This window comes from Rhodococcus sp. 105337 (assembly GCF_012844225.1).
Taxonomy (GTDB): domain Bacteria; phylum Actinomycetota; class Actinomycetes; order Mycobacteriales; family Mycobacteriaceae; genus Rhodococcus.
Map to the genome: position 1 here is coordinate 83,968 of NZ_JABAGQ010000008.1, position 13,096 is coordinate 97,063.

Below are 13,096 nucleotides of genomic sequence, written 5' to 3' on the forward strand. Positions count from 1 at the left end.
AGTCGAATCGCAGAAACAGAGCGACGAGCAGGACGACAGCGCTCGCCCGGCGAAAGTTGCTCTGTCCGAAGGGAAGAAGGCAGAGCGGCGCCTCGGTCTCTGGCTCGTCGCACCCGCTGCTCTGGTGATGGTCGCGGTGACGGCCTACCCGGTCGCCTACGCCGTGTGGCTGAGCTTGCAGCGTTACGACCTTCGCTTCCCCGACGACCGGACGTTCGTCGGCCTGTCGAACTATGTCGACGTGCTCACCGACGGGTTCTGGTGGCAGGCGTTCTTCGTCACGCTGGGGATCACCGTGGTCTCGGTGGCGATCGAGTTCGTCCTCGGCCTGGCAATCGCTCTCGTCATGCAGCGCACGATCCTCGGCAAGGGACTGGTACGCACCGTCGTGCTCATCCCGTACGGCATCGTCACCGTCGCGGCCGCCTACAGCTGGTACTACGCGTGGACGCCGGGAACCGGGTACCTTGCGAACCTGTTGCCGGACGGCAGTGCGCCGCTCACCGACCAACTCCCGTCGCTGGCGATCATCGTGCTCGCGGAGGTCTGGAAGACCACACCGTTCATGGCGTTGCTCTTGCTTGCAGGGCTCGCCCTGGTTCCCGACGACCTGCTCAAGGCCGCGCAGGTGGACGGCGCGGGAGCATGGACCAGGCTGATCCGCATCATCGTGCCGCTCATGAAACCGGCGATTCTCGTCGCGTTGCTGTTCCGCACACTCGACGCGTTCCGGATCTTCGACAACATCTACGTGCTCACGCGCGGCTCCAACGGCACCGGCTCCTTGTCGATCCTCGGCTACGACAACCTGTTCAGGGCGTTCAACCTGGGTATCGGATCTGCGATCAGCGTGCTCATCTTCGTGTGTGTGGCCATCATCGCGTTCGTGTTCATCAAGTTGTTCGGTGCGTCGGCGCCCGGGTCGGACGAAGGGAAGCGGTGACGATGGCGGATACCCGCAACAAGACCGTGTCGTGGTCCGCGGTCAACGTGCTCGTGCTCCTCTACGCGCTCGTGCCGGTGCTGTGGATCGCCAGCCTGTCGTTCAAGCCGCCCGGCACCATCCAGGACGGCAACTTCATCCCGCAGCAGTGGACCCTCGACAACTATCGGGGCATCTTCAAGACCAACGCGTTCACGAGCGCGTTGATCAACTCCATCGGGATCGGGCTGATCGCGACGTTCATCGCCGTGATCCTCGGGACGATGGCGGCGTACGCCGTCGCCCGCCTGGACTTCCCGGGCAAGAAGGTGCTGGTCGGGGTCGCCCTGCTCATCGCGATGTTCCCGCAGATCTCCCTGGTCAGCCCGCTGTTCGAGATCATGCGCAGCATCGGGTTGTTCGACACCTGGGCCGCGCTGATCATCCCGTACATCACCTTCTCGCTCCCACTCGCGATCTATACGCTCTCGGCCTTCTTCCGGGAGATCCCCTGGGAGCTCGAGAAGGCCGCGAAGATGGACGGCGCCACCCCGGCGCAGGCGTTCCGGAAGGTGATCGCGCCACTGGCTGCACCGGGAATCATCACCGCCGCGATTCTGGTGTTCATCTTCTGCTGGAACGACCTGCTGTTTGCGATTTCGCTGACATCGACGGAGCGGTCGATCACGGCACCTGCGGCGATCGCGAACTTCACCGGGGCTTCGCAGTTCGAGGAACCGACCGGTTCCATCGCCGCTGCCGCGATGGTCATCACCATCCCGATCATCGTGTTCGTACTGATCTTCCAACGTCGTATCGTCGCCGGACTGACGTCCGGCGCGGTGAAGGGGTGAGCGTCATGGCCGAGATCGTGCTCGACAAGGTGACGAAGGAATACCCTGACGGCGCCAAAGCCGTCCGCGACGTGGATCTGACGATCGCGGACGGCGAATTCATCATCCTCGTGGGCCCGTCCGGTTGCGGAAAGTCGACGACGCTGAACATGATCGCCGGCCTCGAGGACATTTCGAGCGGTGAACTGCGGATCGCGGGTGAACGCGTCAACGAGAAGGCTCCGAAGGACCGCGACATCGCGATGGTGTTCCAGTCGTACGCCCTGTATCCGCACATGACGGTGCGCGAGAACATCGAGTTCCCACTGACTTTGGCGAAGCTTCCGAAGAGCGAGATCGCGGAGAAGGTCGACGAGGCCGCGCGCATCCTCGATCTCACCCAGCATCTCGACCGCAAGCCCGCCAATCTCTCCGGTGGTCAACGGCAGCGAGTCGCCATGGGACGAGCCATCGTTCGCAACCCCAAGGCGTTCCTCATGGACGAACCGCTGTCCAACCTGGATGCGAAACTCCGGGTGCAGATGCGGACGGAGATCGCCCGGTTGCAGAAGAGGCTGGGCACGACCACCGTGTACGTCACGCACGACCAGACCGAGGCGATGACACTCGGTGACCGAGTGGTGGTCATGCGCAGCGGACTCGTGCAACAGGTGGGTGCACCGCAGGACCTGTACGACCATCCCCGGAACCTGTTCGTGGCCGGGTTCATCGGCTCACCCGCGATGAACTTCACCTCGGGGCAACTGGAGTCGGGCAAGATACGTTCCGCCTTCGGGGATTTCGCGCTCCCGGACGACCGGTGGGAGATGGTCCGGCAGCACAATCCTTCCCGCGACGTGGTGCTCGGTATCCGTCCCGAGCATTTCGAGGACGCGGCGCTCCTCGAACCCGCGCAACGGGAACAGGGCGTGACCTTCACGGCCGATGTGGACGTCCTCGAATCGATGGGGTCGGACAAGTTCGCGTACTTCACCGTGGAAGGCCCCGAGGTGCGGTCGAAGGAACTCGACGAACTCGCCGCCGCGACGGCCTCGGTCGATCTCGCCGGCGGCACGCTGGTGGCACGACTCCCCGTCGAATCCGGGGTGGCCAAGGACAAGCCGGTGGATTTGTGGTTCGACCCGGCCAAAGTCGCGCTTTTCGACCAGGAAACGGGAACCAACGTCACGCTGCAGAAGTGACGCAACCGCGGTGACGGCCGGACGGACCGTCACCGCGGATTGCGTCGCCGCAACGTCTCCACGATGTCGTCGTTCCACACGTGGCGGCGGACGAGGCGATAGCGTTCGCGCGCGATCCAGAGGTATGCCTCGGCGTCCGTCCGGTTCGGCAACATGCCGGCGGCGCGGACCAGCGCGACCACGGGCACGAACTCGTCCTCGTACCAGCGCCGCGCGACATCTTCGCGGGTCAGAAACTCACCGAGGTCCTGCATGAGACGGAACCCCCACGCCTCCACCGCTTCGGACAGTTCGGCGTAGTCCCACGGGTCCGTGACCCGCACGGCGTCAACGGCGTCGGCGGGCAGGGGCACACGCGTGCAGAACATCCGGTAATGGTCCTTGCGCACGAGGTCCGACTGCCCGGTGATCCCGTCGGCGGAGATCCGGGTGATGATCTCGGTGACGTACGCGTCGATGGTGCGGTCGTGCTGGGCGTAGGCGATCGACACGCGGTGGTGCCCGTCCTGCACGAAATGCAACGAGCCGACCCGGTACACGGAAATGGGCGGCATCGCCTCGCCTCGCCGCCGTGCGACAGCGATCCTCTCCCAGCGTTCGCGCAGACGCGCCGACGTGGGACGGAAACGCCGGTCGAAGTCGTCGGTGCGGTCCACGCTGCCGACGATCGACGACACCTCGATGATCTGCAGGCCGAGTCGGCGCTCGTCGACCCTGCCGAGCGCACGAACGACTTCGTCGAACGGCAACACGGTGTTGACATCGTCGGGTTCGCGCCGCAGCCATGCGATCAGCCGGGCGTACTCGGCGCGGCGACGTTGCCGCGCGAAATCGTCACCGGCATCGGAAACCGGAAAACCGGTGTCGCGCGCCATTCCTCGACGGTACCGGGTGCTGGGCCGCAGCGGGGGCGTCCTGCGTGTCGGAGACCTGTGCGACAGTCGACCCGTGACGAACCGGACCCTCACCGTTCGCGAACTCGGTCGCGCCACCCTTGCCCGCCAGCACCTGCTCAGGCGGAGCGACCTTTCCACCGCGGAGATGCTCGAGCACCTGATCGGGTTGCAGGCGCAGGCGCCCGAGCCACCGTATTTCGCGTTGTGGACACGGATACGCGGATTCACACCCGACCGATTGTCGGATCTGATCGCCTCCCGCGAGGTGGTGCGCATCGCGCTGATGCGCGGAACCGTCTTCGCGGTGACAGCGCCCGACGCCCTCGCGCTGCGGTCCTGGATGCAGCCTCTGCTGACGCGCGCGCTGCGCACCGATACGCAACACGCCGCGGGCCTCGCGGGCATCGACCACAGGGCACTGTCCGATTTCGCCGCAGAGCTGGTCCGCCACGAACCGCGCACCGGCCAGGAACTGGGCCGTCTGCTCGCAGAACGTTTCCCCGGTTACGAGCCCGGTGCCCTCGCCTACGCGGTACGCGGATTGCTACCGCTGGTGCAGGTGCCTCCGCGCGGACTGTGGGGGCGATCGGGTCTACCGCGACTCGCGCTTCTCGACCATTGGGTCGGGCGCGGCGGCGAATCCCTTCCTCCGCTCGCACCGGAACCTGTCGCGCTCGTACGCCGGTACCTCGCGGCGTTCGGCCCCGCGAGCGCACGCGACGCGCAGGCATGGTCGGGGCTCACGGGTCTCGGCGAGATCTTCGACGCGCTTCGGCCCGATCTCACCGTCTTCCGCGACGAGAACGGGGTCGAACTGTTCGACCTGCCGGACGCTCCCCGTCCCGATCCGGCGACGCCGGCACCGGTTCGCATCCTCGCGCAGTACGACAACGTGCTGCTCTCGCACGCCGACCGCACCCGGCTGGTGTCCGACGCCGACCGCCGCCGGCTCGTCACGAAGAACGGGATCGTCCACGCGGCCGTCCTCGTCGGCGGGACGGTCGCCGGGTCGGTCCGCCGCACCACGACACGTCGTTCGGCGGTCCTCGAGGTCACGCCGTGGCGCCGTCTCACCAACGCGAACCGGTCGGCGATCGAGGCCGAAGGGATGCGCCTGCTGAAGTTCTCGGCGCCGGGCGCAGACGACCGCGAGGTCCGGATCCTGCCCGAGGCGCACTAGTGGCACGGACCGAGACCCGGTCGCGGGCGCAGACTAGATTGCAGGGGTGACCGACGCAGTGCTCGACGCAGTCCGCGCCCATCTCACCGCCCACCTCTCCGGCCCCGGCGGTGGGGAACCGGAGTCCGCGTCGGTGACGTTCCTGGGACTCGAACCCATCGATGTGCTGCGGTTCCGCAGTCCCGAGACCGGACTTCTGCGGTTCGCCACGTTGGGATGCTCCCGGCATCCCATGGGCGACCCGACGGAGATGGTCGCGGACCCCAATCGTGGGCCGCGTGCCGAACTGGTTCTGAGTCTGCGTAATGCGGAGGGCCTGACGACCGGGGTGCACCGCACGCTCGCGTTGCTCGCCGCGCTTCCGGCGGTGGAGGGAGTCGTGCTGACCGACGACGCCCTGCTCGATCTGGGTGAGCCGCTCTGGGAGGGTGCACCGTTCACGGCGGTGCTGCTCGGCAGCGGCGACGTGCCGGATCTGGTGTTGCCCGAGCCGGCCGATCCGGTGCGGTTCTTCGACGCGATTCCGCTGACCGGCACCGAAGCGGCGTGGAAGCGGTTACGCGGCGCGGACGCACTGCGCGAGGCGTGGACGGAGGCGGGCATCGACCTCCGCGACCCCAAGCGAGCGCAAGCCCGCTTCTGAATGCGGGTGCGTCAACGCGGTACGACCACTCCCACCGGCCCCGCACCGACGCACACGCTCATACCGGGGGTAGCGGTGCGAACCTGTAGACCGTCGCCGCCGCCGGGCACCCGCACGTACACCGTGCCCGGACCCTCGGTGACCTCGACGCGAGCCGGTTCCCGCGACGGGAAACCCACCTCGATCTCGCCGTCGGCCGACGCCAGATAGTTCAGCTGGACGGTCCACGTCGCTTCCAGCATCGGCCCGGTCGGCAGCATCGTGGTGGTGCCGGGCACCACGTGACGACCGCATCCCGGTTCGGGGCCCGGATCGACCCAGCGCACCGCCATCAGATCGGCGGGCACGAGTGCCCCCGCCTCGTCGAGGACGCGTAGTTCCGTCGTGCTGTCGCCGATGTCGGACCGGTCGGGGAGCGCGGCGAACACCGATCCCATCAGGTTGTGCGGAAACGTCACGGGAAGGAGGACCCACACCGAGACCGGATGGTCGAGTACGGCCACGTCCGGGCGGGAGACCAGACCGGAGCGAGCGTTGTCCAGGTACTCGCCGGTCGGATTATCGGTCCAGCTTCGGGCGAAGGTCACTGTGGACCACAGGGAACCGACGGCGAACGTTGCTGCGGCCACGGCCGCGACCGCCCGCACCACAGTCGTGGGGATCGCCGGCGCATCCGGCCGGGGTGGCGCCCGCAGGATCAGTGCGGCCGCGACAGCGACGACGACAGCGGAGTCGGCGAAGTACCGCAGCGTCTGGGCGAGTTCGTATGTGGTGCCGGGGCCGAACCGGGTACTGATCATCGCGACCATCGATGCCGCGACGTATGCGCCGGTCGCGGCCCAGACGAATCCGGTGCGCTGCCGTGTCCGCAGGCTCCATGCGAGCGCGCCGGCGAGCGCGGCCCAGGCCACGACGACGAGCACTACCGGTGGGTCCGCCCACGGTGGTCCGGGGTTCCACCGGTCCCACTGCCACGGGCCACCGACCAGGGAGGGGAGCAATCCGTACGACAGGCCGTGGTGGCTCAATCCGAGCGCCATGTCGGCGGTCGGTACGCCGAACCGTGATTCGACCGTGGAGACGTAGAGACCGCTCCACACCGCGAGCACGACGGCCGAGGCGAGCCACAGCGGTGCCGCCTGCCGCAACGCGGTCCGCACCGGCCGGCGCTGCCCGTCGACGCGGTAGGTGAGGGCGAGCACGGTGAACGCGACGAACGGAACGAGGATCGCCTTCTCGAAGAACATCAACGCGAGGGCCGTGACGAGTACGCCGCTCACGAGATACCGGCGCCGGCCGGAGCGGGCGTACCGAAGGGCGTCGCCCGCGACCCAGGCGAGAGCCGCCTGCATCGGTAGCGAATTGAGTGCCGCCGCCCACCATGCGAACGCAGGCAGGGTCAGCGGGGTGAACAGGTAGAACAGGAGAGGCGCCCAGAGTGCGCGCCGTGCACCGAGCAACAGCCACAGCACGCGGAGCACCGCGAGCGAGGCGAGTGCCTGCGCCAGCACGAGAGTCACCGCGGCAGGCCACCACTGCAGCGGGGCGATCATGGTGGCGAGCCCTGCGACGAGAAACGCGCCGGGCATGAGATGGCCGTCGTGGTCGTACCGCAGGAAGGACTCCGACAGCAGCGACTCGGTGCCGGCCCGCCCGATGAGGATCAGGTCGTCCCAGTAGAACTCGCTCGTGACCGCGATCGCGGTCCGGAGCGCCACCTGCGCAGCGATCAGCGCGAGGGCGACGACCAGGACGATCCGGCCCCGGTCGTGCTGCGCCGCAGGACTTCCCGGCCCGCGTTCGAAAAGTGCGGTCGTCACAGCCACTTGTTGCGTCGGAACGTGACGAACAGTCCCACGGTGATGACGACGATGACACCCCACACGAGGAAATAGCCGTAATCCCAGTGCAACTCGGGCATCTTGTCGAAGTTCATTCCGTAGATACCGGCGATCATCGTAGGCACCGCGGCGATCGCGACCCACGCCGAGATGCGTCGCATATCTGTGTTCTGTTGCACGGTGACCTTCGCGATGGCCGCGTCGAGCAGCGTGCCGAGAGTCTCGTCGAACGCGGCGATGCGGTCGGAGACGGTGGTGTGGTGGTCGGCGACGTCACGGAAGTAGCGGCGCACGTCCTTCGGCACAGGGTTGCCCGGCGACCGGATGAGTAGCTGCAACGGTTCGGCGAGCGGGACGACCGCGCGTCGCAACTGCACGATTTCGCGCTTGAGGAGGTAGATCTGTTCGACCGCGATATGTGTGTCGGGGGTGAAGACGAGTTCTTCGAGATCGTCGACGTCGGGTTGCACGGCGGTGGTGACCGCGAGATAGGAATCGACGACGTGGTCGGCGATCGCGTGCAGCACCGCGGCGGGACCGAGCATCAACCGCGCCGGATTCTTCTCGAGCCGGCTGCGCACCCGGGAGAGTTCGGAATGGTCGCCGTGTCGCACGCTGATGATGAAGTCCGGCCCGGTGAACAGCATGATCTCGCCGGTTTCGACGATGTCCTTGGTCGTGGTCACGCTCTCGTGCTCGATATAGCTCACGGTCCGCAGAACCAGGAACAACAGATCGTCGTAACGCTCGAGTTTGGGGCGCTGGTGCGCGTGGACCGCGTCCTCCGCCATCAGTTCGTGCAGGCCGAACGTCCGGGCCACGCTCGTCATCTGCTGTTCGTCCGGTTCGTGCAGGCCGAGCCACACGAACCCGTTTCCGCGGCGACGCACTTCGGCGAGCGCCTCGGAGTGTGTGTACTTGCCCGGTTCGCGCCGGCCGTCGATATAGACCGCGCAGTCCACCACGGCCTGTTCGGTGGGCACCGGTGGGGGCGGCCCGGCCGCCTCGGGTGGTGCCACCGAGATGTGCCGATCCGATCGGGAGGGCAGGTTCGCCATGGTCTCCCTCCCTCCGTTGTGGTCGAGCGGCACGAGATGTCGCGCCGTCATGTTAGTCGCCACACCTGACAGACTGGTGACGTGCGCATAGATCTGCATTCCCACTCCACCGCGTCCGACGGCACGGACAGTCCGTCCGCGCTGGTTCGCGCGGCTGCCGAGGCAGGACTGGACGTGGTGGCACTGACCGACCACGACACCACCACCGGATGGGACGAGGCGGCCGCGGCGACGCCGTCCGGACTGCGACTCGTGCGCGGGATGGAGATGTCATGCACGGGGCGCGGTGAGGATGGCGCGCCTGTCGCGGTGCACCTGCTGGCGTATCTGTTCGACCCGGACGACCCGGACTTCGTGGTCGAACTCGGGCGGTTGCGCGGGGAGCGCGTGTCGCGGATCAGGACGATGGCCGAGCGCATGGCCGACGACGGGCTCCCGATCGATGTCGACGCGGTCCTCGCACAGGCGGGGCCGGCGGCGGGCCGGCCGCATCTCGCCCGTGCGCTCGTCGACGCCGGGGTGGTGGCGACGGTGGGAGACGCATTCACCGAACTGTTGTCGCCGCGAGGCCGCTATTACGTGTCGAAAGCGGACACGCCGCTCGCGGACGCGGTGCGGATGGTGACGGCCGCGGGCGGTGTCACCGTGATCGCGCACGCTCGTGCGCGCGCACGCGGGCGCCTGCTGGCCCTCGACCACATCGAGGAACTCGCGGAGATCGGCCTGGGCGGACTCGAAGCGGATCACCCGGACCACAGCGACGCGGATGCCCGGTTGATGCGCGACATGGCTGAACGCCTGGGGTTGTTCGTCACCGGATCGTCGGACTATCACGGACGGAACAAGGACATCGCGCTCGGACGGTTCACGACCGACCCCGGCGCGTACGAAGCTCTGCTCGACAGGGCGAAGGGAGTCGAGGTGGTCGTGGGATGAGGACGTCGGGGACGGGGCATCAGGGCGCCGGACGGGACGACGAATTCGCCGCGGCGCCGGAGCATCACGACAGCCGGGCGTACGACAGGCGGCAGTACGACAGGCGGCAGTACGACAGGCGGCAGTACGACAGCAGGCAGTACGACAGCAGGCAGTACGACAGGCAGCAGTACGACAACCGGAAGTACGGCAGGGCCGGGCACTCCGGGCACTCCGGGCAGCCGCGTAGGGCATCGTTGCCGGTTCGTGCGGGGCGGGTCGTGTCCGGCGTGGTCGCCGGGGCAGTGCTCGTGCTGGCCGCGGTGGTGGTCGGCGCGCAGTATCTCGGCGGCCAGCGGGGCTTTCCCGGACCGGGCTCGGCTTCGGTGGCGGCCCACGTCGTCGCGGCACTCGTGGCCGTCGGCGCCCAAATCGTCGCCGACCGCGCACGGGGCTTCGCCGCGTTCGCCGCACCCGTTGTGGTCATCGTCACTGCATCGATTCTGTTGATCACGCAGTGGTGGGGCTGAATCGGCGGCGCTCCGGTGCTACCGACCGGTAGCACCGGAGAATCCCCAGGAACCGGGTTGCGCCGTCCCCGGGGTTACCGCAAACTCACAGGTGAGACCACAAAAAGGTGAAACCTTTGCAATCGATGCCGATTTGATTGTTGGTCTGTAAAGGTGGCAAACTCGCCACCACGACCGAGGCCGGAGTCACCCTTCCGGTATCGGAAGAAAGATGGCAGAGCCGCTCGAGGGCTTGTCGCCGAGGCCACCCGCCCCGGCGCCATCGCGCTCCGGAAGACGTACAGCGTTCCACAGCCGTAACCATGATCGCGCGCCGGATGCTTCATCGAATATGTCCTTGGCGGAGCACTGTATCTCCATGTGAAACGCATGAGAGTGCAGTTTCTTCGCAGTAACCGAGGCCAGGACTGGTCTCGGAACACGCAGGAGTGTCATCGTGTCAATTGTGTCTGCTGCACATACCCCCGAGAAGCTCGAGCTGACCGACGAAGAGATCTTCGCAAGCCATGTGGGCGGGAAGCTTTCGGTCGAGCTCGCCGCGCCGCTCGAGACCCAGCGCGACCTCTCCATCGCCTACACCCCGGGCGTCGCCCAGGTCAGCCGTGCGATCGCGGCCGACGAGACGCTCGCCGCGCGCTACACCTGGACGAGCCGGCTCGTCGTCGTCGTGTCCGACGGCACGGCCGTGCTCGGACTCGGCGACATCGGCCCCCGCGCGTCGCTGCCCGTGATGGAGGGTAAGTCCGCGCTGTTCAAGAAGTTCGCCGGGCTCGACTCGATTCCCTTGGTGCTCGACACGAAGGATCCCGACGCGATCGTCGAGACGCTGATCCGGTTGCGTCCCAGCTTCGGTGCCGTGAACCTCGAGGACATTTCGGCGCCGCGCTGCTTCGAGATCGAGAAGCGCGTCATCGAGGCACTCGACTGCCCCGTCATGCACGACGACCAGCACGGCACCGCGATTGTCGCGCTGGCTGCGCTCAAGGGCGCCGTGAAGGTGCAGGACCGTGACATCAAGACGCTGCGCGTGGTCATCTCCGGCGCCGGTGCCGCGGGTGTCGCGTGCGCGAACATCCTTCTCGCCGCGGGCATCGAGGACGTCGTGGTGCTCGATTCGAAGGGCATCGTCTCGTCGGATCGCTCCGACCTGCACCCGATCAAGGCCGACCTGGCTTCTCGTACCAACCCGGCGGATCGTCGCGGCGGTCTCATCGAGGCTCTCGACGGGGCCGATGTGTTCCTGGGCGTGTCCGCGGGCACCGTCCCCGAAGAGATCATCGCGACGATGGCCGACAACGCCATCATCTTCGCGATGTCCAACCCCGACCCGGAGATCCACCCCGACATCGCGCGCAAGTACGCCGCCATCGTCGCCACCGGTCGCAGCGACTTCCCGAACCAGATCAACAACGTGCTCGCGTTCCCGGGTGTGTTCCGGGGCGCGCTGGACGCCGGTGCCCGGCGCATCACCGAGGGCATGAAGCTCGCGGCCGCCGACGCGATCCTCTCGGTCGTCGCCGACGAACTGTCCGTCGACAAGATCGTGCCGAGCCCGCTGGATCCGCGGGTCGAGCCGGCCGTCGCGGAAGCTGTTGCGGCAGCGGCCAAGGCCGAGGGCGTCGCCTGATCCGAGCTGTTCTGTTCGCCGAACGCCCGTCCGGGACTCCGGGCGGGCGTTCGGCGTCGGTGAGAGGAAGCGGTGCTGCGGTGCCTCCCGCCGATGCTGCCGCAACCGGATGGGACGATAGGAGGCGGCCTAGCAACGGGCGAGTTCGAGGAGTGTGACGATCGGTGAAGACACGGATGCTCGGCGTCGCGGCGATGATGGCGACGGCCGCGACACTCGTCGGATGCTCGACCGGCCAGGTCCTGTCGGCGGATTCGGGTCCCGGTGTGCTCACCGTCGGCTCGGGGCAGTCGCCCGACAGCCGGGTTCTCGCCGAGATCTACGCAGCAGTGCTGCGCGGCACCGGGTCGCCCGTGGATACCCGGCTCGGGCTTTCCGAAGGCGAGGATCTGGCGGCGCTGGATTCCGGCGCGGTCGACGTGCTGCCGGAATACATGGGAGGGCTGCTGCTGCGGTTGCAGCCCGGCGCCACTGCGGTCGAGCCGGACGACGTGTTCGAGGAATTGAACAGATCGCTGCCGCAGGGGCTCTCGGTCTCCGATTATGCGGTCGCCGAGCAGCCCGGGTCGGGAGATGCAGGGGCCGCCGGAAGCTCCGCGGCGGCCGCGAATGTCGTCCCGCTGATACGCAGCGGTGCACTGACACCGGAGCAGGTGAAGGCGCTGAACGTGGTGGCAGGGGAGCTCACCACGGACGAACTCGCCGAGATGGGGGACGCGGTGCGACGCGGGGAGCTCGAACCCGGCCGCGCAGCGGACGATTGGCTCGCCGCGCGCTGAGACTCAGGCCGAGGGCGGGCCTCACTTCTCTCGTTTGCTGTCGCCGCTCTCGAGCTGCCGGATCCGTTCCGCCGCTTCCCGCAGGCGCGCTTTGCGCTCATCGGCGCTCGATTCCTTGAGCTCCTCGTAGAGCTCTTCGTCCTCGTCGCTGAAACCCAGGATCATGCGGGGCACACTCAGCGTGACGATCAGCGACGGCCATACCACCCAGGCGTACTCCCAATCGACGATCATCTGCAGCACGAGAAACGTCATCAGGGTGATGCCGATGATGATCCAGTCGAGAGACTCGACGACGCTTCCCCGTTGGCGCAGCGAGACGAGTTCGGTTTCCGGATCTGTGGGTGCGGGCGCATCGTTCGGGCGCACCGCCGGAACGGATGCGGACCCGTCGACCACCCGGATATGCCCGTCGGCGATTTCCAGCGGCACACCACCCGGAAGGCCGTCGAAGGCCGGCCGGGCGGCGGACAGGCTGCGTGCCTGCGCGACCCAGCCGGATCGGTCGTAGAACTCCGACGAGTCGAGCCGGCCTGCGGCGTAGTGCTCACTCAGGACGTTGAGCGCGTGCAGACGCTCGCTATCGCTGAGCAGGATGTCCGGGGTGTTCGGGTCGTCCGTCATGAGATCCGCCGTCCGGTCGAATTGTCGGATCTCAACTATAGAATTA

At 67.3% G+C, this 13,096-nt stretch carries 13 protein-coding genes; 9 read left to right on the forward strand and 4 right to left on the reverse strand.

Annotation, left to right across the window (positions count from 1 at the left end; all coding sequences use genetic code 11):
• The first annotated feature begins 61 nt into the window (after positions 1–61).
• Genes HF886_RS14110 through ugpC form a run of 3 tightly spaced genes read left to right on the forward strand, consistent with a single transcriptional unit; the run spans position 62 to position 2,957 of the window.
• A complete protein-coding gene (locus HF886_RS14110) occupies positions 62–943 on the forward strand; it encodes a sugar ABC transporter permease (protein WP_169621727.1) in 882 nt (293 codons plus the stop codon).
• A 2-nt stretch (positions 944–945) separates the two neighbouring features.
• Entirely contained in the window at positions 946–1,776 is an 831-nt protein-coding gene (locus tag HF886_RS14115) for a carbohydrate ABC transporter permease (protein WP_169621659.1), read from the forward strand.
• A 5-nt stretch (positions 1,777–1,781) separates the two neighbouring features.
• On the forward strand, positions 1,782–2,957 hold the full coding sequence (ugpC, locus tag HF886_RS14120) for a sn-glycerol-3-phosphate ABC transporter ATP-binding protein UgpC (RefSeq protein ID WP_169621660.1): 1,176 nt from the start codon (positions 1,782–1,784) through the stop codon (positions 2,955–2,957).
• Between the two features lie 29 nt (positions 2,958–2,986).
• Here ugpC and HF886_RS14125 read toward each other — a convergent pair whose 3' ends face one another.
• Positions 2,987–3,832, reverse strand: coding sequence for a chromosome partitioning protein ParB (locus HF886_RS14125; protein WP_169621661.1), 846 nt, complete (start codon positions 3,830–3,832; stop codon positions 2,987–2,989).
• 73 nt (positions 3,833–3,905) lie between these two features.
• Between HF886_RS14125 and HF886_RS14130 the strand changes: the two genes are divergently transcribed.
• Both HF886_RS14130 and HF886_RS14135 read left to right on the forward strand, forming a co-directional pair.
• Positions 3,906–5,033 (forward strand): winged helix DNA-binding domain-containing protein, encoded by a 1,128-nt coding sequence (locus HF886_RS14130; protein ID WP_169652613.1) that lies wholly within the window; start codon positions 3,906–3,908, stop codon positions 5,031–5,033.
• Between the two features lie 46 nt (positions 5,034–5,079).
• Positions 5,080–5,676, forward strand: coding sequence for a suppressor of fused domain protein (locus tag HF886_RS14135; protein ID WP_169621663.1), 597 nt, complete (start codon positions 5,080–5,082; stop codon positions 5,674–5,676).
• Between the two features lie 11 nt (positions 5,677–5,687).
• On the opposite strand, the gene HF886_RS14140 is transcribed toward HF886_RS14135, so the two are convergent.
• Entirely contained in the window at positions 5,688–7,496 is a 1,809-nt protein-coding gene (locus HF886_RS14140; RefSeq protein WP_169652614.1) for a hypothetical protein, read from the reverse strand.
• Positions 7,493–8,575 carry a magnesium and cobalt transport protein CorA gene (locus HF886_RS14145; protein ID WP_169621728.1) on the reverse strand — a complete coding sequence of 361 codons (1,083 nt, stop codon included), beginning with the start codon at positions 8,573–8,575 and terminating at the stop codon, positions 7,493–7,495. Before HF886_RS14145 ends, HF886_RS14140 begins: the two co-directional genes overlap by 4 nt.
• An 81-nt stretch (positions 8,576–8,656) precedes the next feature.
• On the opposite strand from HF886_RS14145, the gene HF886_RS14150 reads away from it, so the two are divergent.
• The 4 genes from HF886_RS14150 to HF886_RS14170 all read left to right on the forward strand — a co-directional run bounded on the left by HF886_RS14150 (position 8,657) and on the right by HF886_RS14170 (position 12,426).
• Positions 8,657–9,511, forward strand: coding sequence for a PHP domain-containing protein (locus HF886_RS14150; protein ID WP_169652615.1), 855 nt, complete (start codon positions 8,657–8,659; stop codon positions 9,509–9,511).
• The gene (locus tag HF886_RS21110) at positions 9,508–10,020 is read left to right on the forward strand and encodes a hypothetical protein (protein WP_240955134.1); all 513 of its coding nucleotides are present in this window, start codon (positions 9,508–9,510) and stop codon (positions 10,018–10,020) included. Before HF886_RS14150 ends, HF886_RS21110 begins: the two co-directional genes overlap by 4 nt.
• Positions 10,021–10,456: 436 nt before the next feature.
• Complete coding sequence (locus tag HF886_RS14165; protein ID WP_169621668.1) at positions 10,457–11,647, forward strand: NADP-dependent malic enzyme; 1,191 nt, start codon at positions 10,457–10,459, stop codon at positions 11,645–11,647.
• 164 nt (positions 11,648–11,811) lie between these two features.
• The gene (locus HF886_RS14170) at positions 11,812–12,426 is read left to right on the forward strand and encodes a glycine betaine ABC transporter substrate-binding protein (RefSeq protein ID WP_169652617.1); all 615 of its coding nucleotides are present in this window, start codon (positions 11,812–11,814) and stop codon (positions 12,424–12,426) included.
• 21 nt (positions 12,427–12,447) lie between these two features.
• Here HF886_RS14170 and HF886_RS14175 read toward each other — a convergent pair whose 3' ends face one another.
• Positions 12,448–13,050 (reverse strand): DUF1707 domain-containing protein, encoded by a 603-nt coding sequence (locus HF886_RS14175; protein WP_169652618.1) that lies wholly within the window; start codon positions 13,048–13,050, stop codon positions 12,448–12,450.
• Between the last annotated feature and the right edge of the window lie 46 nt (positions 13,051–13,096).